The sequence below is a fragment of the Streptomyces sp. NPDC058691 genome (genome assembly GCF_042714775.1).
Taxonomy (GTDB): domain Bacteria; phylum Actinomycetota; class Actinomycetes; order Streptomycetales; family Streptomycetaceae; genus Actinacidiphila.
Genome location: NZ_JBHXSO010000018.1, coordinates 113792 through 139991 on the forward strand (window position 1 = coordinate 113792; position 26200 = coordinate 139991).

Sequence of the window (26200 nt, forward strand, 5' to 3'; positions counted from 1 at the left end):
GTTCAACAGGCGAAGTGACGCCGGCCGGGGCACGCTGGTGACAGCGCCGGTGCCGGGTGGGAATGCGCCTGCCTGCGCGCCGGTTCCTCCAGGCGACGAGCCCACCGCGCCGGCATTCGAAAAGGCGCACGCCCTTGCGGGGGTAGGCTCGGCAACGCCCGGTGTGCACTTCGTCACCGGCGTATGACATGTGGAGAGGAGCCCTCTCAGGTGAGCACCGAGGCGACCACCGAGCTGGAGTGGAGCGAGCTGGACGGGCGTGCGGTCGACACCGCGCGTGTCCTGGCGATGGATGCCGTGCAGAAGGTCGGCAACGGCCATCCGGGGACGGCGATGAGCCTGGCCCCCGCGGCCTATCTGCTGTTCCAGAAGCTGATGCGGCACGACCCCGCGGACGCCTCGTGGGTGGGCCGGGACCGCTTCGTCCTGTCGCCCGGTCACACGTCCCTGACGCTGTACACGCAGCTGTTCCTGTCCGGGTACGGACTGGAACTTGACGACCTGAAGGCCTTCCGCACCTGGGACTCCCGCACCCCCGGTCACCCGGAGCACGGCCACACCACCGGCGTGGAGACCACCACCGGCCCGCTCGGCCAGGGTGTCGGCAACGCGGTGGGCATGGCGATGGCCGCCCGTTACGAGCGCGGCCTGTTCGACCCGGACGCGGCGCCCGGCGAGTCGGTGTTCGACCACACGATCTGGGCCATCGTCTCCGACGGCGACCTGGAGGAGGGCATCTCCGCGGAGGCCTCCTCGCTGGCCGGGCACCAGAAGCTCGGCAACCTGGTCGCCCTGTACGACGACAACCACATCTCCATCGAGGGCGACACCGCGACCGCCTTCTCCGAGGACGTTCTCAAGCGCTACGAGGCCTACGGCTGGCACGTGCAGCGCATCGAGCAGGACCCCTCAGGCGACTTCGACACGCAGAAGCTGTACGCGGCGTTCAAGGCGGCGCAGGCCGTCACCGACCGCCCCTCGATCATCGCCGCCCGCACGATCATCGCCTGGCCGGCCCCGCACGCGCAGAACACCGAGGCCGCCCACGGCTCGGCGCTCGGCGAGGCCGAGGTCGCGGCGACCAAGCAGGTGCTCGGCTTCGACCCCGAGCAGCACTTCGAGGTCGCGCCCGAGGTGCTGGCGCACGCCCGCAAGGTGGGCGACCGCGGCCGCGAGGCGCACGCGGAGTGGACCAAGCGCTTCGAGGAGTGGCGTTCCGCCAACCCCGAGCGGGCCGCGACGTTCGACCGCATCCAGGCGGGCGAGCTGCCGGCCGGCTGGGAAGAGGTCGTCCCGGAGTTCCCCGCGGGTAAGGCCGTGGCGACCCGCAAGGCCTCCGGCGAGGTGCTGAAGGCCCTCGGCGGCGTCCTGCCCGAGCTGTGGGGCGGCTCCGCCGACCTGGCCGGCTCGAACAACACCACGATCGACGCCTCGTCGTCCTTCCTGCCCGCGGACAACCCGCTGCCGGAGGCGAACCCGTACGGCCGCACGGTGCACTACGGCATCCGCGAGCACGCCATGGGCTCGACGATGAACGGCATCGCGCTGCACGGCAACACCCGTATCTACGGCGGCACCTTCCTGGTCTTCTCGGACTACATGCGCCCGGCCGTGCGTCTGGCCGCGCTGATGAAGCTGCCGACCACCTACGTGTGGACGCACGACTCCATCGGTCTGGGCGAGGACGGCCCGACCCACCAGCCGGTCGAGCACCTGTCCGCGCTGCGCGCCATCCCGGGCCTGAACGTGGTCCGGCCGGCCGACGCCAACGAGACCGCGATCGCGTGGGCCGAGATCACCCGCCGCCACACGGCCAAGCCCGCCCCGCACGGCCTGGCGCTGACCCGGCAGAACGTCCCGACCTACCCGGCCGACGTGAACGCTGCCAAGGGCGGTTACGTACTCCTGGACGCCGAGGGCGGCCGGCCGCAGGTCATCCTGATCGCCACCGGCTCCGAAGTGCAGCTGGCCGTCGAGGCCCGCGATCAGCTCCAGAGCGAAGGGATCCAGGCGCGCGTCGTGTCCATGCCGTCCGTGGAGTGGTTCGAGGAGCAGGACCAGGCCTACCGCGACAGCGTCCTTCTCCCGGACGTCAAGGCGCGGGTCGCCGTCGAGGCGGGCATCGCCCTGACCTGGTACCGCTTCGTCGGGGACGCGGGCCGGATTGTGTCGCTGGAGCACTTCGGGGCAAGCGCCGATTACAAGGTCCTCTACCGCGAGTTCGGCCTGACCTCCGAGGCGGTCGCCGCCGCCGCGCGCGACTCGATCGCCGCCGCGACCCGCTGACGCACAGACGCATACGACGTATCGAGGAGATGCAAGACTCATGACAGACGCACTCAGGCGCCTCTCCGACGAGGGCGTGGCGATCTGGCTCGACGACCTGTCCCGCAAGCGGATCACCTCCGGCAACCTGGCCGAGCTCCTGGACCAGAGCCACGTGGTGGGCGTCACCACCAACCCGTCCATCTTCCAGAAGGCGATCGCCGGCGGTGACGGCTACGAGCCGCAGGTGGCCGACCTCGCGGCCCGCCGGCTGACGGTGGACGAGGCCGTGCGCATGATCACCACCGCCGACGTCCGGGACGCCGCCGACGTGCTGCGCCCGGTGTACGACGCGACCGGCGGCCAGGACGGCCGGGTGTCGATCGAGGTCGACCCGCGGCTCGCCCACAACACCGCCGCCACCATCGCCGAGGCCAAGCAGCTGGCCTGGCTGGTGGACCGCCCGAACACCCTGATCAAGATCCCGGCGACCAAGGCGGGCCTGCCGGCCATCGCCGAGGTGATCGGCAAGGGCATCAGCGTCAACGTCACGCTGATCTTCTCGCTGGAGCGCTACCGCGAGGTCATGGACGCCTACCTGACCGGCCTGGAGAAGGCGAAGGCCGCGGGCCTCGACCTGTCCCTGATCCGTTCCGTGGCGTCCTTCTTCGTGTCCCGCGTGGACAGCGAGATCGACAAGCGCCTGGAGAAGATCGGCACCGACGAGGCCAAGGGCCTCAAGGGCAAGGCCGCCATCGCCAACGCCCGGCTGGCCTACCAGGCCTACGAGGAGGTCTTCTCCTCCGACCGCTGGACGGCCCTGGAGCACGACGGCGCGCACAAGCAGCGGCCGCTGTGGGCCTCCACCGGTGTGAAGGACCCGGCCTACCCGGACACCATGTACGTGACCGAGCTGGTCGCCCCCGGCGTCGTCAACACCATGCCGGAGGCCACGCTGGAGGCCGTCGCCGACCACGGCGAGATCACCGGCGACACCATCCGCAGCACGTACGAGCAGGCCAAGGCCGAGCTCGACGCGGTCGGCGCGCTCGGCATCTCGTACGACGACGTCGTCCAGCTGCTGGAGGACGAGGGCGTCGAGAAGTTCGAGACGTCCTGGAACGAGCTGCTGGACTCGACCAAGGCGGAGCTCGAGCGCCTGGCGCCGAAGGAGGCGTAACCACGTTGAGCAGCGCCAACCCGCTGCGTGACCCGGTGGACCGGCGGCTCCCGCGTATCGCGGGGCCGTCGGGCCTGGTGATCTTCGGGGTCACGGGCGATTTGTCACGCAAAAAGCTGATGCCCGCCGTCTATGACCTCGCCAACCGCGGACTGCTGCCGCCGGGCTTCTCGCTCGTCGGCTTCGCCCGCCGCGACTGGGGGGACGAGGACTTCGCCCAGGTCGTGCACGACGCCGTCAAGGAGCACGCCCGCACCCCCTTCCGCGAGGAGGTGTGGCAGCAGCTCGCCGAAGGCATGCGTTTCGTACCCGGTGACTTCGGCGACGACGAGGCGTTCGAGAAGCTCCGCGCCACCGTGGAGGAACTGGACAAGGCCCGGGGTACGGGCGGCAACTTCGCCTTCTACCTCTCCGTGCCGCCGAAGTTCTTCCCGTCCGTGGTGCAGCAGCTCAAGAAGCACCGGCTGTCCGACCCGCCCGCGGGTTCGTGGCGCCGGGCGGTCATCGAGAAGCCCTTCGGGCACGACCTGGCCAGCGCGCAGGAGCTCAACCGCGTCGTCCACCAGGTCTTCCGCTCCCAGGACGTCTTCCGCATCGACCACTACCTGGGCAAGGAGACGGTCCAGAACATCCTGGCGCTGCGCTTCGCCAACACGATGTTCGAGCCGCTGTGGAACCGCTCGTACGTCGACCACGTGCAGATCACCATGGCCGAGGACATCGGCATCGGCGGTCGCGCGGGCTACTACGACGGCATCGGCGCGGCGCGCGACGTCATCCAGAACCACCTGCTCCAGCTGCTGGCGCTGACCGCCATGGAGGAGCCCGCCTCCTTCGAGGCGGCCTCGCTCGTGCAGGAGAAGCTCAAGGTCCTGCAGGCGGTCAAGCTCCCCGCCGAGCTCGGCAAGCACACGGTCCGCGGGCAGTACGCGCACGGCTGGCAGGGCGGCGAGGAGGTGCTCGGCTACCTGGAGGAGGAGGGCATCGACCCCAAGTCCAAGACCGACACCTACGCCGCCATCAAGCTGGAGATCGACAACCGCCGCTGGGCGGGCGTCCCCTTCTACCTGCGCACCGGCAAGCGGCTCGGCCGGCGGGTCACGGAGATCGCGGTGGTCTTCCAGCGCGCCCCGCACTCGCCGTTCGACAACACCGCGACCGAGGAGCTGGGGCAGAACGCCCTGGTCATCCGCGTGCAGCCGGACGAGGGCGTCACCATCCGGTTCGGCTCGAAGGTGCCGGGCACCTCGATGGAGATCCGGGACGTCACCATGGACTTCGCCTACGGCGAGTCCTTCACCGAGTCCAGCCCGGAGGCGTACGAGCGCCTCATCCTGGACGTACTCCTCGGCGACGCGAACCTCTTCCCCCGTACCCAGGAGGTCGAGCAGTCCTGGCACATCCTCGACCCGATCGAGGAGTACTGGGACCGGCACGGCAAGCCCGAGCAGTACACGGCGGGCACGTGGGGTCCCAAGGCGGCGGACGAGATGCTCGCACGAGACGGCAGGAGCTGGCGCCGGCCATGAACATCGACCTCACGGAGACCAACTCCAGCAGGATCAACTCCGCGCTCGTCAAGGCGCGGCGGGCGACCGGCAGCCCGGCCGTCGGCATGGTGCTGACCCTCGTCATAGTGACGGACGAGGGCAACCACTACGACGCGCTCAAGTCCGCCTCGGACGCCTCGCGCGAGCACCCCTCCCGCATCCTGGTGGTCATCAAGCGGCCCGGCCGCTCCCCGCGCGAGCGCAAGAGCGCCCGCCTGGACGCCGAGGTGCGGGTCGGCGGCGACACCGGCATCGGTGAGACCGTGCTGCTGCGGCTGCACGGCGAACTCGCCGACCACGCCGAGAGCGTCGTCCTGCCGCTGCTGCTGCCGGACGCGCCGGTCGTGGTGTGGTGGCCGGACGAGGCTCCGGTGAACCCGGCGGCGGACCCGCTGGGCGCGCTGGCGCAGCGCCGGATCACCGACGCGGCGCAGACCGAGGACCCGGTGGCGTCCCTCGGGCTGCGGGCCGAGACGTACACCCCTGGCGACACCGACCTGGCCTGGACCCGCATCACCCCGTGGCGCAGCGTGCTCGCCGCGGCGCTGGACCAGAAGCAGGCCGCGGTCAAGGGCGCCGTCGTCGAGGGCGAGGCCGACAACCCGAGCACGGAGCTGCTGGGGCTGTGGCTCGCGCGGCGGCTGGGCGTCCCGGTCAGGCGCAAGGTGTCGGAGGGCCCCGGGATCACGGCCGTACGGCTGGCGACCTCGGAGGGCGAGATCTGCCTGGACCGGCCCAGCGGCTCGCTGGCCGAGCTGGCCATCCCCGGCCAGCCCGACCGGCACGTGGCGCTGCAGCGCCGGGCGACCTCGGACCTGATCGCCGAGGAACTGCGCCGGCTCGACCCGGACGAGGCCTACGCGGCCGCGGTCAAGTTCGGCGTGGACCGGCTGGCGCAGCCCGAGGAGACGGTGACCCCGGACGAGGCGGAGGCGCAGAACGCCGAGGCCGCCAAGGCCGACGACGGCGGCAAGGCCCCCGCCGGCAAGAAGGCGGCGGCGAAGTGAGCGCGCCCCAGGTCGTGGTCCACCGGGACAAGGAGCTGATGGCTCAGGCCGTGGCGGCCCGGCTGATCACGCGGGTCGTGGACGCCCAGGCCGCCCGGGGCACCGCCTCGGTCGTCCTGACCGGCGGCCGCAACGGCAACGCCCTGCTCGCGGCGCTGGCCGGTTCCCCGGCCCGGGACGCGATCGACTGGGCGCGGCTGGACCTGTGGTGGGGTGACGAGCGCTTCCTGCCCGCGGGCGACCCGGACCGCAACGACACCCAGGCCCGGGAGGCCCTGCTCGACGCCGTCCCGGTCGACCCGGCGCGGGTGCACACCATGCCCGTGTCGGACGGCGCGTACGGCAACGACGCGGACGCGGCTGCCGAGGCGTACGCCGAGGAGCTGGCGCGGGCCGCGGGCCCGGAGGACCACGGCCGGGTGCCCTCCTTCGACGTCCTGATGCTGGGCGTCGGACCGGACACCCATGTGGCCTCGCTGTTCCCCGGGCATCCGGGGGTCCGCGAGACCGAGCGCACCGTCGTCGGCGTCCACGGCTCGCCGAAGCCGCCGCCGACGCGCGTCTCGCTCACCCTCCCCGCGATCCGCGCCGCCCGCGAGGTGTGGCTGCTGGCCGCCGGGGAGGACAAGGCCGGTGCCGTCGCGGTCGCCCTGTCGGGCTCCGGCGAGATCCAGGCACCGGCCGCGGGCGCCCGGGGCCGGTCGCGCACGCTCTGGCTGCTGGACCGCACCGCGGCGGCGAAGCTGCCTCCGCAGCTCTATCCGCCGGCGTCCCTGTAAGCGCCGGCGGACGGCACGGTCCGGAACGCGAACGCCGGGCGGGCTCCCTCTCTGGGGCCCGCCCGGCGTTCTTCGTCTGCCGCCGTTTGTCTCAGCGACCGCGCAGCGCGCGGTAGGTGGCGACCAGGGCCTTGGAGGACGCGTCCAGTCCTTCGACGTCCGCGCCCTCGGTCAGGGCCGGCTCCAGGCGCTTGGCCAGGACCTTGCCGAGCTCGACACCCCACTGGTCGAAGGAGTCGATGTTCCAGACCGCGCCCTGGACGAAGACCTTCTGCTCGTAGAGCGCCACGAGCTGGCCGAGGACCGAGGGGGTCAGCTCGGTCGCCACGATCGTGGTGGTCGGGTGGTTGCCACGGAAGGTGCGGTGCGGCACCTGCTCCTCGGCCACGCCCTCGGCACGGACCTCGTCACTGGTCTTGCCGAAGGCCAGCGCCTGGGTCTGGGCGAAGAAGTTCGCCATCAGCAGGTCGTGCTGCTCGGCCAGTCGCGGTTCGAGCTCACCGAGGGGACGGGCGAAGCCGATGAAGTCGGCGGGGATGAACTTCGTGCCCTGGTGCAGCAGCTGGTAGTAGGCGTGCTGGCCGTTGGTGCCGGGCGTGCCCCAGACGACCGGGCCGGTCTGCCAGCTGACGGGGTTTCCGTCCCGGTCCACGGACTTGCCGTTGGACTCCATGTCGAGCTGCTGCAGGTAGGCCGGGAACTTCGACAGGTAGTGGCTGTAGGGCAGCACCGCGTGCGACTGGGCGTCGAAGAACTGGCCGTACCAGACACCGAGCAGGCCCAGCAGCATCGGGACGTTCTGCTCCGGCGGGGCCGTGCGGAAGTGCTCGTCGACCAGGTGGAAGCCGGCCAGCATCTCGCGGAAGTGGTCCGGGCCGATGGCGATCATCAGCGACAGGCCGATGGCGGAGTCGTACGAGTAGCGCCCGCCGACCCAGTCCCAGAACTCGAACATGTTGGCCGTGTCGATGCCGAACTTGGCGACCTCCGCCGCGTTGGTGGACAGCGCTACGAAGTGGAAGCGGACCGGCGAGTCCTCGGCATCCGCCTGGGTGCCCGTCTTGCCGAGGCCCTCCAGCAGCCATTCGCGCGCGGAGGTGGCGTTGGTGATGGTCTCGATGGTGGTGAAGGTCTTGGACGCGACGATGAACAGCGTCTCCGCCGGGTCCAGGTCGCGCACGGCCTCGTGCAGGTCCGAGCCGTCCACGTTGGAGACGAAACGGAAGGTCAGCGAGCGGTCGCTGTAGGCCCGCAGGGCCTCGTACGCCATGGCGGGACCGAGGTCGGAGCCGCCGATGCCGATGTTCACCACGTTCTTGATGCGGCGTCCGGTCGACCCGACCCACTTGCCGGAGCGAACGGCGTTGGCGAAGTGCGCCATCTTCTCCACCACATGGTGGACGGCCGGGATGACGTTCTCGCCGTCGACCTCGACGACGGACGACTTCGGGGCCCGCAGCGCGGTGTGGAGCACCGCGCGGTTCTCGGTGACGTTGATGTGCTCGCCGCGGAACATCGCGTCCCGCAGCTCGGCGACACCGGTGGCGGCGGCCAGTTCGCGCAGCAGGCTCAGCGTCTCGTCGGTCACCAGATGCTTGGAGTAGTCCAGGTGGAGATCGCCCACCTGGAGGGTGTAGCGCTCGGCGCGGTCGGGGTCGGCGGCGAACAGCTCCCGCAGGTGGGCCGAGCCCAGCTCCTCACGGTGCCTGGCGAGCGCCTGCCACTCCGGTCGCTGGTCGAGACGGGTACGGCCCTGCGTGTTGGTTCCGGACATCAGTCCACTTCTCCTCGTCCTCCATGCTGCAGGTCCAAACTAGTTGATCCTGGGTCCGCAGGAGATTCACCCCCGGTGTCTGGCGTGGTGACGACAGGTGTCAGCGCGCCCAACGCGCACCCGAACAGCGCGGCGGCCAGCAGCGGCGGGGCATTGAAGCCCCAGGCACCGGCGGCGGCGCCGCCCGCCACCGCCCCCAGCGGCGCCCCGGCCACGGCCAGGGTGCGCATGGCGGCACTGACCCGGCCCAGCAGGGCGTCAGGGGTGCGCCGCTGGACCAGCGTCGTCTCGTTGACGTTCCAGACCATGCCCAAGGCGCCGAACACGGCCATGACGGTGACGGCGACCGGGAGCGAGCGCACCGTGCCGAGCACGACCAGGCAACCGGCCTGGACGGCGAGCCCCGGTATCAGCGCCCGGCCGCGCCCGCCGAGCAGCGTGGACCATCGCCCGGCCAGCACTCCCCCGGCCACGCTGCCCACGCCATAGGCGACGAGCACGGCGACGTAGCCGGCCCGCCCGGCGTGCAGCCAACCCGTCACCTGGAGCACCAGGGTGGCGATGACCGCGCCGACCCCGGTGTTGGCGATGGTGTTGGCCGCGCACAGCGCCCGCAGGACCCGGTCCCGCCGCAGCACCCGTACCCCCTCGGCGATGTCCTGCCGCAGCGTGCGGCCCGCGGTGCGCGGCCGCCGAACGGGCGCGGGCCGTCGCAGCGAGGCCACCAGCACAGCGGCGGCCGCGTAGGTCGCGGCGTCCACGGCGAACGGCACCGCGGCGGCCAGGCCGAGCAGCGCGGGCACCAGCGGGGCGCCCAGGAAGGTGCCCGCCACGGTCTGGCCGGTCATGAGGCGGGCGTTGGCACGTCCCAGGGCGTCCGCGGGGACGACGGAGGGCAGCAGGGCGGTCGCGGCGTTGTCGAAGAGCGTCTGCAGCGTGGTCAGCGCGAAGGCCAGGGCGAGCAGCAGCGCGATACCCACCACGCCCAGCCAGACGGCCACCGCGAAGGCCGCCACGAGCGCACCGCGCACCGCGTCCACCGCCCACATGGCCCGCCGCTGGTCCACGCGGTCGGCGACGGCCCCGCCCAGCAGGCCGAAGAACAGCCAGGGCAGGAATCCGGCGGCGGTGACGAGGGAGATCAGCAGCGGCGAGTCGGTGAGCCCCACCGCGAGCAGCGGCAGTGCCGCGCCGCGCAGCCCGTCCCCGAGGCGCGAGACCGCCGCGGCCGTCCACAGCCGTCCGAAGCCGCCCCGCCAAGCAGGCGCGCGCTCCCCGGCAAACTCTCCGGCAGGCACGGTCGCGGCACTCATGGATCCCCCCACGGTCTTCGGTCAACTGTCACAGACCGTAGTGGGACCCACTGACAACACACCGTCCGCCCAGGTCAGAGGGCGCGGACGGCAGGCCGGACGGGCTCAGGCACCCGCGCGGTGCAGTCGCTCCCCGTAGTGCTCTTCCAGGAGGAGGTTGCGCTCGAAGCCGCCCGGCACGTTCGCCGAGACGTACACCGGCGCCTCGAAGCCCTCCGCCGTGAGCAGGCCCACCGCCTCGGCCACGGTCATCTGGACGAGCATCGCGGAGGTGATGGTGGAGACCCCGCACAGCGCCCCGCCACCGGGCAGCGGCAGCAGCGCGTCGCCGAAGGGCGCGCCGTTGTCGAGGACCGCGTCGGCGAGGTCGGCCAGCCGCTTGCCGCTGGGGTGCAGGGCGGGCACGGCACGCGTGTGTTCCAGGGAGGTGAGCGCGATCAGGGGGTGGCCCTCGGCCTTGACGTGCAGGGCCATGTCGACGATCGAGTTGTTGACCCCGGAGTTGGAGATGATCACGAACAGGTCGCCCGGCCGCGGCGCGGTCAGCTCGTACAGCCGCTTGGCCAGGCCCGGGGAGCGCTCCAGCAGGGGGTCAGTGAGCACCGAGCGGTCGTCGCCGCCGCGCAGCACGAGGTCGTTGAGCGCGATGCGGTTGGTGGGGATCAGTCCTCCGGCCCGGCCCGCGATCTCCAGCGCGGTGGCCTGCGAGTGTCCGGTGCCGAAGGCCTGGAGGATCCCGTCCGCGGCCACGCAGTCGGCGATCAGCCGGGCCGCCGCCGCCACCGAGTCCTGGTTCGCCTCGACCACCCGGTCGATGGCGGCACGGGCCTCCTCGGCGAACCGGGCAGCACTCGTCGTCACGTCGTCGGCCATGGCCGGTTCCCCCTGAGTCCGGTGATCCAGTGGATGTCCACGGCAACGATGGACGAGAGGTCTAGTCCACGTCAATCCCCCTGCACCCGCATGCGGGCCAGCGCCAGAGCGCCCGCGCCGCCGTCCCGCACGGGCAGGACATGCAGGTCCATCTCCTCCGCGCGCGCCGACACGCGTCCCAGCAGTGGCCCCGAGGGGCCCAGCAGGCCACCGGTGACGACCAGGGGCTCGCCTTCCTGCGGGTCCAGGGCGGCGACGGTCGCCGCGAGCTCGTCGGCGGCGTCGTCCAGCAGGTTGCCGGCCACCTCGTCGCCATCGCGGTCAGCGGCGACGGCCAGCGGGCTCAGCCGGGCCAGCCGGACCGGCGGCTCGGCGTAGACGTAGGGCACCAGGCGGTTGCGCAGCACATGGCACTCGTTGTCGCTGGGGCGCTCCTGGGCCAGGTACGGGCCGCCCGGGGAGTCCATGTAGTGCGACAGGACGGCCTCGACGAGCGTCGTCCAGGGGCCCCGGCCGTCGAGGGCGCGCACCGCGGCGCGCATCACCTCCCGGCCGAGCCAGAAACCGCTGCCCTCGTCGCCGATGAGCCAGCCGTTGCCGTCCGCCAGCAGGGTCTGGCGGCGCTTCTCGATCCGGGCGGCGACCGCGCCGGTGCCGGCGACCAGCGCCAGGCCGTCGGCGGGAACGCCCGGGGCGGAGGCGAAGGCGACCTCGATGTCGCCGCGGACCGTCACGTCCAGGGCGCCGATCCCCGTACTGTCCAGCGCGGCCCGCAGACAGGAGGCGGCGAGCCGTCGTCCCGCTTCGGGGCCGGTGTCCAGGGCGGCGCCGGCGAAGCCGCCGACGACGGCCGTGACCTCGTCCTTGCGGTCGTCCGGGACCGCGCTCCTGAGCGCGTCCGCGAGGTGCTGCGTGAGCGCCACCCGCTCGACGCTCATCGCGTTGCCGGGTCCGCCCTCACCCTCGCCGAGAACCTGCCCCTCGGGAGCCGCGTCGGCGAGATACGCCCGGGTCCGCGTTCCGCCCGCATCGATGCCGATCACCAGAGCCACAACCGTGAGTATACGTTCCCGTTACCCAGTGTCGACCGAACGCGACGGCCCGGACCGCGAAAGGAGGATCTCCTGCTCGCGGGCCGGGCCCGTGGTGAATGTCCTGCCGGACGTGCGGCGGGAACCGCTCAGATCTCGCCCCGGAGCTTGGCGAGCGCCTCGGCGAGGATCGCCTCGCCGTCGGCCGCGCTGCGACGCTCCCGCACATACGCGAGGTGCGTCTTGTACGGCTCGGTGCGCGGCGGCGCCGGCGGGTTCTCCTCGTCCTGCCCGGCCGGGAAGCCGCAGCGCGGGCAGTCCCAGGTGTCCGGGATCTGCGCGTCGCTCGCGAAACTCGGCTGGGTCTCGTGCCCGTTGGAGCACCAGAAGGAGATGCGCAGACGCGGCGCGGACTCGCCCCGCTCGGCCTCTCCCATCGGCCCCGCCCCGACCCGACTGCCACGGATCGCGTTGCCACTTGCCACGGTCGTAACTCCCTGCGTGATCGTGCTGCGAGGTCGCCCGGTTTACGGAGACCGTCTCACCCCGCGGCGGCGGGGAGAGGGCACCGTATCCCAAGACGCGCTTCCATGATAAGTCGCGTCGGCGACAAGGCGTCAGTTCTCCCCGGATACGCGGGAGTCGGTCACTTCTGGAACTTGAGCAGAAGACCGAGGGCGACAATGCACGCGAACCACAGCAGACCGACCACAACGGTGATCCGGTCGAGGTTGCGCTCGGCCACCGAGGAACCGCCGACGGACGACTGCATGCCGCCGCCGAACATGTCGGACAGACCGCCACCCTTGCCCTTGTGCATCAGCACGAGCAGCAACAGCAGCAGGCTGAAGATGATGAGGGCGATGGAGAACCCGATGACCACAGCTGGACCAACTCTCTCGGTGACCTAGGACGAGGCGGGGGCCGGTCGGCTGGCATGCAGCCGTCCGGCCCCCGACAGAGTACTTCGGGCAGGGCCCGACAGCCTACTGCCCGTGTGAACGCGTGATCGCGTTACTGGTCGCGGAAGCGGACGATCTTGACGAACTCCTCCGCGTCGAGCGCCGCGCCGCCCACCAGGGCGCCGTCCACGTCGCGCTGCGCCATGATGGCCGCGACGTTGCCGCTCTTCACGGAGCCGCCGTACTGGATGCGGACCTCGTCGGCCAGCTCCTGGTCGTACAACTCGGCCAGCCGGCCGCGGATCGCACCGCAGACCTCCTGGGCGTCCTCCGGGGTGGCGACCTCGCCGGTGCCGATCGCCCACACCGGCTCATAGGCGATGACCAGGGTCTTCGCCTGCTCGGCCGGGATGTCCTTCAGGGCGCCGTCGAGCTGGGCGAGCGTGAAGGCGACCTGGTTGCCGGCCTTGCGGACGTCCAGTCCCTCGCCGACGCACACGATCGGGGTCAGCTCGTGCCGGAAGGCGGCCTTCACCTTGGCGTTGACGATCTCCTCGGTCTCGCCGTGGTACTGGCGGCGCTCGGAGTGGCCGATCACCACGTACGAGCACTTCAGCTTGGCCAGCATCGGGCCGGAGATCTCGCCGGTGTACGCGCCGGAGTCGTACGCGGAGAGGTCCTGCGCACCGTACTTGATCTTGAGCTTGTCGCCGTCGACCAGGGTCTGCACGGACCGCAGGTCGGTGAACGGCGGCAGGACGACGACCTCGACCGCGTCGTAGTCCTTCTCGTTGAGCGCGAACGCGAGCTTCTGGACGTGGGCGATGGCCTCGAGGTGGTTGAGGTTCATCTTCCAGTTGCCCGCCATGATCGGCGTGCGCGGGGTCATCGGTCAGTCCTCCAGTGCGGCGAGGCCGGGGAGCGTCTTGCCCTCGAGGTACTCGAGGCTCGCGCCGCCACCGGTCGAAATGTGGCCGAAAGCGTTCTCGTCGAAGCCCAGGATGCGTACGGCCGCGGCGGAGTCGCCGCCGCCGACGACGGTGAACGCCGGGCTGTCGATGAGCGCCTGGGCGACCGCGCGGGTGCCCTCGGCGTAGTCGGGGTGCTCGAAGACGCCCATGGGCCCGTTCCAGAAGACGGTGGCCGTGTCGACGAGCTTCGAGGCGAACAGCTTGCGGGACTCCGGACCGATGTCGAGGCCCATCAGGTCGCCGGGGAAGGCGTCGACGGGGACGGTCACGGGGTTGCCGGCGACCGGGTTCTTCAGGTCCGGGAAGGACGGGGCGCCGACGATGTCCAGGGGCAGCACGAACTCCACGCCCTTGGCCTTCGCACGCTCCAGGTACTCCGCGACGATCTCGAGCTGGTCTTCCTGCACCAGGCTCTTGCCGACCTCGTGGCCCTGGGCCTTGAGGAAGGTGAAGAGCATGCCGCCGCCGATCAGGATGCGGTCGGCGCGCTCCAGCAGGTGGTCGATCACGCCCAGCTTGTCGGAGACCTTGGCGCCGCCGAGCACCACCGCGTACGGGCGGGCCACGTCCTCGGTGAGCTTCTTCAGCACGCCCACCTCGGTGACGATCAGCAGGCCGGCGGCGTGCGGCAGCCGGGCCGGGAGGTCGTAGACGGAGGCGTGCTTGCGGTGCACGGCACCGAAGCCGTCGCCGACGTAGAGCTCCGCGAGGGCGGCCAGCTGGTCGGCGAAGACACCGCGCTCGGTGTCGTCCTTGCTGGTCTCGCCCGGGTTGAAGCGCAGGTTCTCCAGCAGCGCGACGCCGCCGTCGGCGAGGGCGCCGACCACGTCGTGGGCGCTGTCCCCCACGGTGTCGGTCGCGAACGCGACCTTGACGCCCAGGAGTTCACCGAGCCGGCGGGCGACCGGGGCCAGCGAGAACTGCGGGTCGGGCGCGCCCTTGGGGCGGCCCAGGTGCGAGGCGACGATCACCTTGGCGCCGGCCTCGGCCAGCTTGGTGATGGTCGGCACGACGGCGCGGATGCGGCCGTCGTCGGTGATCGTGTCGCCGGACAGCGGCACATTGAGGTCGGCGCGGACGAAAACACGCTTGCCGCCGACCCCCTCGTCGATGAGTTCGTCGATCGTCTTCATGGTGAGGACTCTCCTGCCTCGGCCCTGCCGGCGTGGCGGCACGGCGCTCGCGTCATGGGCCAGTCGTGGAAAGGTCATGGGACAGGGCCCGGACGACACTGCGTCGTTCGGACCCTGTCCTCATGGCATGGCGGGCTGAGGAGCCCTTGTCAGAGCTGGCCGCCGACGAACACGGTCAGGTCGACGAGGCGGTTGGAGTAGCCCCACTCGTTGTCGTACCAGCCGATGACCTTGACCTGCTTGCCCTGAGCCATCGTCAGGGAGGAGTCGAAGGTGCAGGAGGCCGGCCAGTTGACGATGTCCGAGGACACGATCGGGTCCTCGGTGTACTCCAGGATGCCCTTGAGCTGGCCCTCGGCGGCCTTCTGGAAGGCGGCGTTGACCTCGTCCTTGGTGACCTCGCGCTCGAGCTCGATGACCAGGTCGGTCACGGAGCCGGTCGGGACCGGGACGCGCATGGCGATGCCGTCCAGCTTGCCCTTGAGCTGCGGGAGGACCAGGGCGGTGGCCTTCGCGGCACCGGTCGAGGTCGGGATGATGTTCTCGGCGGCGGCACGGGCGCGGCGCAGGTCCTTGTGCGGGAAGTCAAGGATGCGCTGGTCGTTCGTGTACGCGTGCACCGTGGTCATCATGCCCTTGACGATGCCGAAGTTCTCGTCCAGGACCTTCGCCATCGGCGCCACACAGTTGGTGGTGCAGGAGGCGTTGGAGATGATGTTGTGCTTCGCGGCGTCGTACTTGTCGTTGTTGACGCCCATCACGATCGTGATGTCCTCGTCGGACGCCGGCGCCGAGATGATGACCTTCTTGGCCCCGCCCTCGATGTGCTTCTTGGCGTCCGCGGCCTTGGTGAAGATGCCGGTGGACTCGATCACGATGTCGACGCCCAGCTCGCCCCACGGGATGTCGGAGGGGTTGCGCTCCGACAGCACCTTGATGGTGTGGCCGTCCACCGTGATGGAGTCGGTGGTGTGGGTGACCTCGGCCTTGAGGCGGCCCAGGATCGTGTCGTACTTGAGCAGGTGTGCCGTGGTGGCGGTGTCGCCCAGGTCGTTGACAGCCACGATCTCGATGTCCGCACCCTGCTCCAGGGCGGCACGGAAGAAGTTACGACCGATGCGACCAAAGCCGTTGATGCCTACGCGGATCGTCACGAACCGATCTCCTCGCTGATGTGCCGGATGCCATTTCGCTCCGGCTGCGACGTATGGGATGTCCCCGACCAAGGACGACCCTACCTCGGCGGGAACCCGGTGATGACATCGGCACCGCCGGTGCCCGCCCTACGGACGGGTAACCGGGTCCGGCGTGGCCGACGCCCCCCACGCGGCCGGTCTCAGCCGACCATCTCCTCGGTCAGGTTGGACTCCGTACCGGGGATGCCGATGTCCGACGCGCGCTTGTCGGCCATCGCCAGCAGCCGCCGGATCCGGCCCGCGACCGCGTCCTTGGTGAGCGGCGGCTCCGCCAGTGAGCCGAGCTCCTCCAGCGACGCCTGCTTGTGGTCCATGCGCAGCCGGCCCGCCGCCGCGAGGTGCTCGGGCACCTCCTCGCCCAGGATCTCCAGGGCGCGCTGGACCCGGGCGCCCGCCGCGACCGCCGCGCGGGCGGAGCGGCGCAGGTTCGCGTCGTCGAAGTTGGCGAGGCGGTTGGCCGTGGCGCGCACCTCGCGCCGCATGCGGCGCTCCTCCCAGGCGAGCACCGACTCGTGGGCGCCCAGACGCGTCAACAACGCGCCGATGGCGTCACCGTCACGGACGACCACGCGATCGACGTTGCGTACCTCGCGGGCCTTGGCCCCGATCTGCAGCCGGCGGGCGGCGCCGACCAGCGCGAGGGCCGCCTCGGGGCCCGGGCAGGTGACCTCCAGGGAGGAGGAGCGGCCCGGCTCGGTGAGCGACCCGTGGGCCAGGAAGGCCCCTCTCCAGGCCGCCTCGGCGTCGCACGTCGCACCGGAGACCACCTGCGGGGGCAGTCCGCGGATGGGGCGGCCCCGGCCGTCGACGAGTCCGGTCTGACGGGCCAGCTGATCGCCGCCGGCGACCACCCGCACGACGAACCGGCTGCCGCGGCGCAGCCCGCCGGGCGCCATGACGACGAGGTCGGAGGAGTGCCCGAAGATCTCCAGGATGTCCTTGCGCAGCCTGCGCGCAGCGATCCCGGTGTCCAGCTCCGCCTCGATCACGATGCGACCGCTGACCAGGTGCAGTCCCCCCGCGAACCTGAGGATCGCCGAGACCTCGGCCTTGCGGCAGCAGGTCCGGGTGACGGGGAGCCGGGAGATCTCGTCCTTCACCGCTGGCGTCATCGCCATGGGCCGATCCTTCCATGCATACGAAAAATCCGGTCGAACGCGGCGGCCAGCAACTCCGGGTCGTGCCGCGGCCCGTCGGGCGCGGCGACCCGGGCCAGCTCCACCGTTCCTGACAACCGCTCGGCTGCTTCTATCAGGCTTCCGCGGTCGGGTACGGCGGCGTCGTCGGCCAGCACCACGTCGATGGTGAGTTTAGGGGCGTGTCGGGCCAAAACCTCCAAGTGACGCTGCGGAGAAAAGCCCTCGGTCTCTCCCGGCTGCGGGGCGAGGTTCAGCGCCAGCACCTTCCGGGCCCGGGTCTCCATCAGCGCGGACACCAGATCCGGCACCAGGAGGTGGGGTATCACCGAGGAGAACCAGGAACCGGGTCCCAACACCACCCAGTCGGCGTCCAGCACGGACTGCACGGCCTCCGGAACGGCCGGCGGGTCGCTCGGCACCAGTTGGACCTCCTGCACCTCCCCGGGGGTCAGCGCGACGGTCGCCTGGCCGTGCACGGTGGAGACGTCGTCCGGCTTCTCCGGGTCGTGCCCGCGCACGGTCGCCGTGAGCTCCAGCGGCACGCCCGACATCGGCAGCACCCTGCCGTGCGCGCCGAGCAGCCGGCCCACCCACTCCAGGGCCGCGACCGGGTCGCCGAGCTGCTCCCACAGCGCCACGATCAGCAGATTGCCCACCGCGTGGCCGTGCAGGTCGCCGCGGCTGGCGAAACGGTGCTGGATGACCTTGGACCAGGTCTGGCCCCAGTCGTCGTCACCGCACAACGCCGCGAGCGCCTTGCGCAGGTCGCCGGGGGGCAGGACGCCCATCTCCTGCCGGAGCCGGCCGCTGGAGCCGCCGTCGTCGGCGACGGTGACGACGGCGGTCAGGTCCTGGGTGATCCGGCGCAGCGCCGACAGCGAGGCGGCCAGTCCGTGTCCGCCACCGAGCGCCACGACCTTCGGCGCCGCTCCGCTGCGATGTGCCGACCGGCGCAAGCGCCGAGTCGTCTTCCTCACTCGCGCCCCATGTCCCGGTGGACGACCACCGTCTCCACGCCGTCCGCGGACAGCCGGGCGGCGAGCCGCTCGGACATGGCCACACTCCGGTGCTTGCCGCCGGTGCAGCCGACGGCGATCGTCACATAGCGCTTGCCCTCGCGCCGGTAGCCCGCGTTGACGATGTGCAGCAACTCCGCGTAGCGGTCCAGGAACTCCTTGGCGCCGGGCTGGTTGAAGACGTAGGTGGCGACCTCGTCGTTGAGCCCGGTGAAGGGGCGCAGTTCCGGGACCCAATGCGGGTTGGGCAGGAAGCGGCAGTCGGCGACGAGGTCGGCGTCGACGGGGAGCCCGTACTTGAAACCGAAGGACATGACCGTGGCCCGCAGCTCCGGCTCCTCCTCGCCGGCGAACTGGGCGTCCATCTTGGCGCGCAGCTCGTGGACGTTGAGGCTGGAGGTGTCGATCACCAGGTCCGCGTCGCCGCGCAGCTCGCTCAGCAGCTCGCGCTCCTTGGCGATGCCGTCCACGATCCGGCCGTCGCCCTGCAGCGGGTGCGGACGGCGGACGGACTCGAAGCGGCGCACCAGCGTCTCGTCGGAGGCCTCCAGGAAGAGCACCCGGCGCTTGACGCCCTTGGTGTCCAGGTCCGCCAGGGAGTCGCGCAGATTGTCGAAGAACCGCCGGCCGCGGACGTCCACGACGACCGCGATCCGGGCCACGTTGCCCTGGGAGCGGGCGCCGAGGTCCACCATGGTGGGAATGAGAGCCGGCGGCAGGTTGTCCACGACGAACCAGCCGAGGTCCTCCAGGCACTTGGCGGCATGGCTGCGGCCGGCGCCGGACATTCCCGAGATGATCACGAGTTCGGGGATCGCCTCCGCGGCTTCTCCCGCTCCGCCCGTCGTCACCTGTGATCCGCCTCCGTCGTTCTCGTTCATGATCCCTTCCCCCGTTCCGTGGGGACGGTCACCGGACCGGCCGTCCCCTCTTCTTCCTCAATGATCTCTCCTGTGGCCGTGTTCACGGCCGGCCCGGCAGGGGTGGCCCCCGCCAGGGCCACGAGCACGGCCTCCGCGGTGCGCCTTCCCACACCGGGCACCTCGCAGATCTGCTCGACGGTCGCCACGCGCAGCCGCTTGAGCGAGCCGAAGTGCTTCAGCAGCGCCTGCCGCCTGCTCTCGCCCAGGCCCGGGACGGAGTCCAGGGCACCGGCCTTCATCGACTTGGAGCGCTTGCTGCGCTGGTAGGCGATGGCGAAGCGGTGCGCCTCGTCACGGACGCGCTGCAGCAGGTAGAGGCCCTCACTGGTACGCGGCAGGATGACCGGGTCGTCCTCACCGGGCAGCCAGACCTCCTCCAGCCGCTTCGCGAGTCCGCAGACGGCGACCTCCTCCACGCCCAGCTCCTCCAGGGCCCGCCGGGCCGCCGCGACCTGCGGCGCCCCGCCGTCGACGACGACCAGCTGGGGCGGGTAGGCGAACTTGCGGGGCCTGCCGGTCTCCGGGTCGATGGGGCCGCCCGCGACTTCCGGGGCGGCGTCCTCCGCGCCCGCGCCGTCGCCGTTCCCGTCGACCCACTCGCCGGTCTTCTGCTTCTCCAGCAGGTAGCGGCGGAAGCGCCGGGAGACCACCTCGTGCATGGAGCGGACGTCGTCCTGCCCGGCGAAGCTCTTGATCTGGAAGCGCCGGTACTCGCTCTTGCGGGCCAGGCCGTCCTCGAACACCACCATCGAGGCGACGACGTCGTCCCCCTGGAGGTGGGAGATGTCGAAGCACTCGATGCGCAGCGGCGCCGTGTCCAGGCCGAGCGCCTCGGCGATCTCCTCCAGGGCGCGGGAACGGGTGGTCAGGTCGGAGGCGCGCCGGGTCTTGTGCAGCGCGAGCGCCTGCAGCGCGTTGCGCTGCACCGTGGCCATCAGGTCCTTCTTGTCGCCGCGCTGCGGCACGCGCAGGCTGACCTGGGAGCCGCGGCGCTCGGTGAGCCACTGCTGGACCGGCTCGTACGGCTCGGGCAGCGCGGGGACCAGCACCTCCTTGGGCACCGAGTCGCCCCGCTCCTCGCCGTACAGCTGCTGCAGGGCGTGCTCGACGAGCTCGGGGGTGCCGATCTCCTCGACCCGGTCGGTGACCCAGCCGCGCTGGCCGCGGACCCGGCCGTCGCGGACGTGGAAGATCTGGACGGCGGCCTCCAGCTCGTCCTCGGCCACGGCGATCAGGTCGGCGTCGGTGGCGTCGGCCAGGACGACCGCGTTCTTCTCCATGGCGCGTCTGAGCGCCTCTATGTCGTCCCGCAGCCGGGCGGCCTTCTCGTACTCCATCGCGACGGCCGCGTCCTTCATCTGCTGCTCCAGGCGGCGCAGATACGTGCCGGTGCGGCCGGCCATGAAGTCGCAGAAGTCCTCGGCCAGTTCGCGGTGCTCCTCGGGGGTGACCCGACCGACGCAGGGCGCCGAGCACTTGCCGATGTATCCGAGCAGGCAGGGGCGGCCGATCTGCGCGGAGCGCTTGAACACCCCGGAGGAGCAGGTCCGCACGGGGAAGACCCGCAGCAGCAGGTCCACCGTCTCGCGGATCGCCCAGGCGTGCGCGTACGGGCCGAAGTAGCGCACCCCCTTGCGCTTGGGACCGCGCATGACCTGGACGCGGGGGAATTCCTCGTTCATGGTCACGGCGAGCGACGGATAGCTCTTGTCGTCCCGGTACTTGACGTTGAAGCGGGGGTCGAACTCCTTGATCCAGGAGTACTCCAGCTGCAGCGCCTCGACCTCGGTGGTCACCACCGTCCATTCCACGGAGGCGGCGGTGGTGACCATCGTGCGGGTGCGCTGGTGCAGGTTCGCGATGTCCTGGAAGTACGAGGAGAGCCGCTGGCGCAGGCTCTTCGCCTTCCCGACGTAGATCACCCGGCCGTGCTGGTCCCGGAACTTGTACACCCCTGGGGACTCCGGGATCTGTCCCGGCTGGGGGCGGTAGCTGGAGGGGTCGGCCATGCCCCCACCCTACTGACTGGCGGTGACATTCCCGTTGCCTCAGACCGACGGACCCGCCACCAGCTTGCCCGCCTCGACCCGGATACCGACGGCCGGCAGCGGCCGGGAGGCGGGACCGTTCTCGACGGCGCCGGTGGCGGCGTTGAATCCGCTGCCGTGGCAGGGGCAGGACAGGGTCGTGCCGGTCAGCTTGTCGCAGACGCAGCCCTGGTGGGTGCACACGGCGCTGTAGGCCTTGTAGACGCCCTTGGTGGGCTGGGCTACGACGACTTTGGCGTCCCTGTACAGCTTGGCGCCGCCGACGGGCACCTCCGAGGCCGCGCCGAGTTCCACGGGGCTGGTCGGCCCGGTGGAGTCGGCTCCGTCCTCGGAACCCGCGCCGCAGGCGGTGAGGCCCAGCCCCGCGACCCCGGCGACAGCCGCGCCCTTGAGGACGGTTCGGCGGCAGGGAGGAAATCCGGTGGTGTCAGCCATGACAGAGCTCCGCTTCGGCACGTGAGGAAAAGTCGACCTTGGACCGACCTTACGTGCCGAAGCTCTGCGCAGACTGTCAGGCCTTGGCCGCGGCCTTCTTCCGGGTGCCGGCGCTGGTCCGCTTGCGCGCGGCCGGCACGGGCGGGGCGTCCGAGATCCGCTCGGAACCCAGGATGTCCCGCAGGAATTTGCCCGTGTGACTCGCTCCGACCGCCGCCACCTGCTCGGGCGTGCCTTCCGCGATCACCAGTCCGCCGCCGCTGCCGCCTTCCGGGCCCATGTCGATGACCCAGTCCGCGGTCTTGATCACATCGAGGTTGTGCTCGATGACGATCACAGTGTTGCCCTTCTCGACCAGCCCGGACAGCACCTTGATCAGCTTGCTGATGTCCTCGAAGTGCAGACCCGTGGTCGGCTCGTCCAGGACGTAGACCGTGCGGCCGGTGGACCGCTTCTGCAGCTCGGAGGCGAGCTTGACGCGCTGCGCCTCGCCGCCGGAGAGCGTCGTCGCCGACTGGCCGAGGCGCACGTATCCCAGGCCGACCTCGGTGAGGGTGCGCAGATGCCGCGCGATGGTCGGCACCGCCTCGAAGAAGTCCAGGCCCTCGGAAATCGGCATGTCCAGGACCTCGGCGATGGACTTGCCCTTGTAGTGGACCTCCAGGGTCTCCCGGTTGTACCGGGCGCCGTGGCAGACCTCGCACGGGACGTAGACGTCCGGGAGGAAGTTCATCTCGATCTTGATCGTGCCGTCGCCGGAGCAGTTCTCGCAGCGGCCGCCCTTGACGTTGAAGGAGAAGCGGCCCGGCAGATAGCCGCGCACCTTCGCCTCCATGGTCTCCGCGAAGAGCCGGCGGACATGGTCGAAGACACCGGTGTACGTGGCCGGGTTGGAGCGGGGCGTGCGGCCGATCGGCGACTGGTCGACATGGACCACCTTGTCCACGAGATCGTCGCCGTCGACCCGGGTGTGCCGGCCCGGAACGCCCCGGGCGCCGTTCAGTTCACGCGCCAGGTGGGTGTAGAGGATGTCGTTGACGAGGGTGGACTTGCCGGAGCCGGAGACACCGGTGACCGCGGTGAAGACACCCAGCGGGAAGGACACGTCGATGTCCCGCAGATTGTTCTCCTTGGCGCCGCGCACCGTCAGCTGCCGACCGCCTTCGAGCGGGCGCCGCGTCGGCGGGATCGGGATCCGGCGCTTGCCGGCCAGATACTGACCGGTCAGGGACTCCTCGTTGCTCAGCAGCTCCTCCAGGGACCCGCTGTGCACCACATGGCCGCCGTGCTCACCCGCGCCCGGGCCGATGTCGACGACCCAGTCGGAGGTCTTGATGGTGTCCTCGTCGTGCTCGACCACGATCAGGGTGTTGCCGAGGTCGCGCAGCCGCACCAGGGTCTCGATGAGCCGGTGGTTGTCCCGCTGGTGCAGGCCGATCGACGGCTCGTCGAGCACATAGAGCACGCCGACCAGGCCGGAGCCGATCTGCGTGGCCAGCCGGATGCGCTGGGCCTCGCCGCCGGACAGGGTGCCCGCGGCGCGGTTGAGCGAGAGGTAGTCCAGGCCCACGTCGACCAGGAAGCGCAGCCGTTCGTTGACCTCCTTCAGCACCCGCTCGGCGATGGTCTTCTCGCGCGCGCTCAGCTTCATGCCGCGCAGGAACTCCGCGCAGTCGCTGATCGACATCGCGGAGACGTCGGCGATCGACTTGTCCTGGACCGTGACGGCCAGGACGATCGGCTTCAGCCGGGTGCCCTGGCAGGTCGGGCAGGGCACCTCGCGCATATAGCCCTCGAAGCGCTCGCGGCTGGAGTCGCTCTCGGACTCCGAATGCCGCCGCCGGACGAAGGGGATCGCCCCTTCGAAGGCGGTGGTGTAGGAGCGCTCCCGCCCGTAGCGATTGCGGTACCGCACCTCGATCTGCGTCCGGTGCCCGTTGAGCAGGGCCTTCTTCGCCCGCTGGGGCAGCCCGGCCCACGGGATGTCGGTGCGGAAGCCGAGCTCTTCGGCGAGCGCGCCGACCAGGCGCTGGAAGTAGTCCCGGGTGTGCCCGAGCGACCAGGGGGCGATGGCGCCCTCGTCGAGGGACTTGTCCTCGTCGGGGACGACCAGCTCGGGGTCGACCTCCATGCGGGTGCCGATGCCGGTGCAGTCCGGGCAGGCGCCGAAGGGCGAGTTGAAGGAGAAGGAGCGCGGCTCCATCTCCTCGAAGGACAGGTCGTCGTACGGGCAGTAGAGGTGCTCGGAGAACATCCGCTCGCGCTGCGGATCGTCCTCGGGGAGGTCGATGAAGTCCAGGATGACCATGCCGCCGGACAGCCCGAGCGCGGTCTCGACCGAGTCGGTCAGCCGTCGCTTGGCGCTCTCCTTGACGGTGAGGCGGTCCACGACCACCTCGATGGTGTGCTTCTCCTGCTTCTTCAGCTTCGGCGGCTCGGTCAGCTGGACCGTCGCGCCGTCGACCCGGGCCCGGCTGTAGCCCTTGGTCTGCAGATCCCCGAAGAGGTCGGCGAACTCGCCCTTGCGCTCACGCACGAGTGGCGAGAGGACCTGGAACCGGGAGCCCTCCTCCAGCTCCAGCACCCGGTCGACGATCGCCTGCGGCGACTGCCGCGAGATCGGGCGGCCGCACTCGGGGCAGTGCGGCTTGCCGATGCGGGCGAAGAGCAGACGGAGGTAGTCGTAGACCTCGGTGATGGTGCCGACGGTCGAGCGGGGGTTGCGGGAGGTCGACTTCTGGTCGATCGAGACGGCCGGCGACAGGCCCTCGATGAAGTCGACGTCCGGCTTGTCCATCTGCCCCAGGAACTGCCGTGCGTAGGACGAGAGCGACTCCACGTAGCGGCGCTGTCCCTCGGCGAAGATCGTGTCGAACGCCAGGGACGACTTCCCCGAGCCGGACAGGCCGGTGAAGACGATGAGCGAGTCCCGTGGGAGGTCGAGCGAGACGTTCTTCAGGTTGTGCTCGCGAGCGCCACGGACGGTAAGTCGATCGGCCACGCCAGTGCGTACCTTTCATAGAACAGAACAAGGAGCAAGCAGCAACGCCCCCAGACAGCCTAAACGGGGCGCCGACGAGATTTCTTCCGGTTGCAGCGAGAACGAGCCTATAGCACGCACATTCGATTTACGGCGCTGGTGCGGCACCTTCACCCGATCGAGTGTCCCGCGCTAGCGTCGTCGGCGAGACGTGGATCACGTGCACCCATCCTGCACCTACGTGCGACCAGGAGGCCCCGTGTCTGTCCAACGACCCGATCCCGAGCACGATGCGGCCGAGCTGCGCCAGGCCACCGAACGGCTGATCGACGCCGTGTCCGCGCTGCCGCCCACGGGCGTCGCCGAGCCGTCCCGCCTCGCCGGCTGGACCCGCGGCCACGTCCTGACCCACCTGTCCCGCCATGCCGACTCGCTGGTCAATCTGCTCATCTGGGCACGCACCGGCGAGGAGGTCCCCCAGTACGCGAGCGGCGAGAGCCGCGACCGCGACATCGAGGACGGTGCCGGCCGCCCGCTGGCCGAGCAGCTGGACGACCTGCGCATCTCCGCGGCCCGGCTCGCGACCGCCATCGAGGAGACCCCGCCGCAGTGCTGGGCGTCCCAGGTGGTCATGCGCTCCGGCCACGTCATCGCCGCCGCCGAGATCCCCTACGCCCGCCTCATGGAGATCTACTTCCACCACGTCGACCTCGGCATCGGCTACACCTGCGAGCACTTTCCCGTGCCCTTCTCCGTCCGCGAGCTCGCCGCCGTCATCGACGACCTGTCCGGCCACGAGGGCGTCGCCGCCGTGCGCCTGCACGACACCGACAGCGGCGAGAAGTGGGTGATCGGCGCCGCGCTGGAGCCCGACCTGACGGTCAGCGGGGCCCGGCACGCCCTGCTGGCCTGGGTCACCGGGCGCTCGGACGGCCAGGACCTCGGCGTTCAGCCGGACGTCCCCCTGCCGGTGCTGCCGCCACTAGGCTGAGGCCCATGACGTACAGCGGCGAGGTCACGGTGGGCGGCGCGCCCGACGTGCACGAACTCAAGGACCTCATCATCACCAAGGTCGCGGTCGGCCCTATGGACAACAACGCGTACGTGCTGCGCTGCCGCGCCACGGACGAGCAGTTGCTCATCGACGCGGCCGCCGAAGCGCACACGCTGATCGAGGTGGTCGGCACCGACGGGCTCGCGTCCGTCGTCACCACGCACCGGCACGCCGACCACTGGCAGGCCCTGCAGGCCGTGGTGGACGCGACCGGCGCCCGCACCTACGCGGGCCGGCACGACGCCGAGGGCATCCCGGTCCGCACCGACGCCCCCCTCGAGGACGGCGACACGGTCAGCGTCGGCCAGGTCACCCTCACCGCCCGCCACCTGGTGGGTCACACCCCCGGCAGCATCGTCCTGATCTACGACGACCCGCACGGCCACCCGCACGTCTTCACCGGCGACTGCCTGTTCCCGGGCGGCATCGGCAACACCCACAACAATCCCGACCACTTCACAAGCCTTTTCGAGGGCGTCAAGGCCAAGCTCTTCGACACCCTCCCCGACGAGACCTGGGTCTACCCCGGGCACGGCCGGGACACCACGCTCGGCGACGAGCGGCCGCACCTGACCGAATGGCGCGAACGCGGCTGGTGACCGCCGGCGCGGGCGTGGCGCCACCGCTTCGG

22 protein-coding genes are annotated in these 26200 nt (G+C 70.9%); 7 read left to right on the forward strand and 15 right to left on the reverse strand.

Going from position 1 to position 26200, the window contains the following annotated elements; genetic code table 11:
* The first annotated feature begins 183 nt into the window (after window positions 1-183).
* The 5 genes from tkt to pgl are packed head-to-tail and all read left to right on the forward strand — an operon-like array spanning window position 184 to window position 6781.
* Complete coding sequence (gene tkt / locus ACFWVC_RS15485) at window positions 184-2286, forward strand: transketolase (RefSeq protein ID WP_384284702.1); 2103 nt, start codon at window positions 184-186, stop codon at window positions 2284-2286.
* Window positions 2287-2326: 40 nt separating this feature from the next.
* On the forward strand, window positions 2327-3445 hold the full coding sequence (tal, locus tag ACFWVC_RS15490) for a transaldolase (protein WP_384284705.1): 1119 nt from the start codon (window positions 2327-2329) through the stop codon (window positions 3443-3445).
* 5 nt (window positions 3446-3450) lie between these two features.
* Window positions 3451-4974, forward strand: coding sequence for a glucose-6-phosphate dehydrogenase (gene zwf, locus ACFWVC_RS15495; protein WP_384284709.1), 1524 nt, complete (start codon window positions 3451-3453; stop codon window positions 4972-4974).
* Window positions 4971-6002 carry a glucose-6-phosphate dehydrogenase assembly protein OpcA gene (gene opcA, locus ACFWVC_RS15500; RefSeq protein WP_384284712.1) on the forward strand — a complete coding sequence of 344 codons (1032 nt, stop codon included), beginning with the start codon at window positions 4971-4973 and terminating at the stop codon, window positions 6000-6002. Before zwf ends, opcA begins: the two co-directional genes overlap by 4 nt.
* Complete coding sequence (gene pgl, locus ACFWVC_RS15505) at window positions 5999-6781, forward strand: 6-phosphogluconolactonase (protein WP_384284715.1); 783 nt, start codon at window positions 5999-6001, stop codon at window positions 6779-6781. Before opcA ends, pgl begins: the two co-directional genes overlap by 4 nt.
* 91 nt (window positions 6782-6872) lie before the next feature.
* Here the strand turns inward: pgl and pgi are convergent, their stop codons facing one another.
* The 15 genes from pgi to uvrA all read right to left on the reverse strand — a co-directional run bounded on the left by pgi (window position 6873) and on the right by uvrA (window position 24536).
* Window positions 6873-8555: a glucose-6-phosphate isomerase gene (gene pgi, locus ACFWVC_RS15510; RefSeq protein WP_384284717.1), complete on the reverse strand. Its 1683-nt coding sequence runs from the start codon at window positions 8553-8555 to the stop codon at window positions 6873-6875.
* Complete coding sequence (locus ACFWVC_RS15515) at window positions 8555-9868, reverse strand: MFS transporter (RefSeq protein ID WP_384284720.1); 1314 nt, start codon at window positions 9866-9868, stop codon at window positions 8555-8557. The genes pgi and ACFWVC_RS15515 overlap by 1 nt, the downstream gene beginning before the upstream one ends.
* Before the next feature lie 105 nt (window positions 9869-9973).
* Window positions 9974-10741: a sugar isomerase domain-containing protein gene (locus tag ACFWVC_RS15520; RefSeq protein WP_384284723.1), complete on the reverse strand. Its 768-nt coding sequence runs from the start codon at window positions 10739-10741 to the stop codon at window positions 9974-9976.
* Window positions 10742-10812: 71 nt separating this feature from the next.
* Window positions 10813-11793, reverse strand: a complete 981-nt coding sequence (locus ACFWVC_RS15525; RefSeq protein ID WP_384284725.1) for an N-acetylglucosamine kinase — start codon at window positions 11791-11793, stop codon at window positions 10813-10815.
* A 128-nt stretch (window positions 11794-11921) separates the two neighbouring features.
* Complete coding sequence (locus tag ACFWVC_RS15530) at window positions 11922-12257, reverse strand: RNA polymerase-binding protein RbpA (protein ID WP_078862516.1); 336 nt, start codon at window positions 12255-12257, stop codon at window positions 11922-11924.
* 161 nt (window positions 12258-12418) lie between these two features.
* Window positions 12419-12655: a preprotein translocase subunit SecG gene (gene secG / locus ACFWVC_RS15535; protein WP_319661184.1), complete on the reverse strand. Its 237-nt coding sequence runs from the start codon at window positions 12653-12655 to the stop codon at window positions 12419-12421.
* A gap of 131 nt (window positions 12656-12786) precedes the next feature.
* Complete coding sequence (gene tpiA, locus ACFWVC_RS15540; protein WP_384284728.1) at window positions 12787-13563, reverse strand: triose-phosphate isomerase; 777 nt, start codon at window positions 13561-13563, stop codon at window positions 12787-12789.
* A 3-nt stretch (window positions 13564-13566) separates the two neighbouring features.
* A complete protein-coding gene (locus ACFWVC_RS15545; protein WP_384284731.1) occupies window positions 13567-14778 on the reverse strand; it encodes a phosphoglycerate kinase in 1212 nt (403 codons plus the stop codon).
* 149 nt (window positions 14779-14927) lie between these two features.
* Complete coding sequence (gene gap / locus ACFWVC_RS15550) at window positions 14928-15932, reverse strand: type I glyceraldehyde-3-phosphate dehydrogenase (protein ID WP_384284734.1); 1005 nt, start codon at window positions 15930-15932, stop codon at window positions 14928-14930.
* A 182-nt stretch (window positions 15933-16114) separates the two neighbouring features.
* Window positions 16115-17092, reverse strand: a complete 978-nt coding sequence (gene whiA / locus ACFWVC_RS15555; protein WP_319661180.1) for a DNA-binding protein WhiA — start codon at window positions 17090-17092, stop codon at window positions 16115-16117.
* On the reverse strand, window positions 17083-18090 hold the full coding sequence (gene yvcK / locus ACFWVC_RS15560) for a uridine diphosphate-N-acetylglucosamine-binding protein YvcK (protein ID WP_384284741.1): 1008 nt from the start codon (window positions 18088-18090) through the stop codon (window positions 17083-17085). The genes whiA and yvcK overlap by 10 nt, the downstream gene beginning before the upstream one ends.
* On the reverse strand, window positions 18087-19010 hold the full coding sequence (gene rapZ, locus ACFWVC_RS15565) for an RNase adapter RapZ (protein ID WP_384284745.1): 924 nt from the start codon (window positions 19008-19010) through the stop codon (window positions 18087-18089). Before rapZ ends, yvcK begins: the two co-directional genes overlap by 4 nt.
* Window positions 19007-21061, reverse strand: coding sequence for an excinuclease ABC subunit UvrC (gene uvrC / locus ACFWVC_RS15570; RefSeq protein ID WP_384284749.1), 2055 nt, complete (start codon window positions 21059-21061; stop codon window positions 19007-19009). Before uvrC ends, rapZ begins: the two co-directional genes overlap by 4 nt.
* Window positions 21062-21100: 39 nt before the next feature.
* Window positions 21101-21535 (reverse strand): Rieske 2Fe-2S domain-containing protein, encoded by a 435-nt coding sequence (locus ACFWVC_RS15575; RefSeq protein WP_384284753.1) that lies wholly within the window; start codon window positions 21533-21535, stop codon window positions 21101-21103.
* A gap of 76 nt (window positions 21536-21611) precedes the next feature.
* Complete coding sequence (uvrA, locus tag ACFWVC_RS15580; RefSeq protein ID WP_384284756.1) at window positions 21612-24536, reverse strand: excinuclease ABC subunit UvrA; 2925 nt, start codon at window positions 24534-24536, stop codon at window positions 21612-21614.
* A gap of 238 nt (window positions 24537-24774) precedes the next feature.
* Between uvrA and ACFWVC_RS15585 the strand changes: the two genes are divergently transcribed.
* Window positions 24775-25506 (forward strand): maleylpyruvate isomerase family mycothiol-dependent enzyme, encoded by a 732-nt coding sequence (locus ACFWVC_RS15585; RefSeq protein WP_384284759.1) that lies wholly within the window; start codon window positions 24775-24777, stop codon window positions 25504-25506.
* 5 nt (window positions 25507-25511) lie between these two features.
* Window positions 25512-26168: an MBL fold metallo-hydrolase gene (locus ACFWVC_RS15590; protein ID WP_384284761.1), complete on the forward strand. Its 657-nt coding sequence runs from the start codon at window positions 25512-25514 to the stop codon at window positions 26166-26168.
* Window positions 26169-26200: the final 32 nt, after the last annotated feature.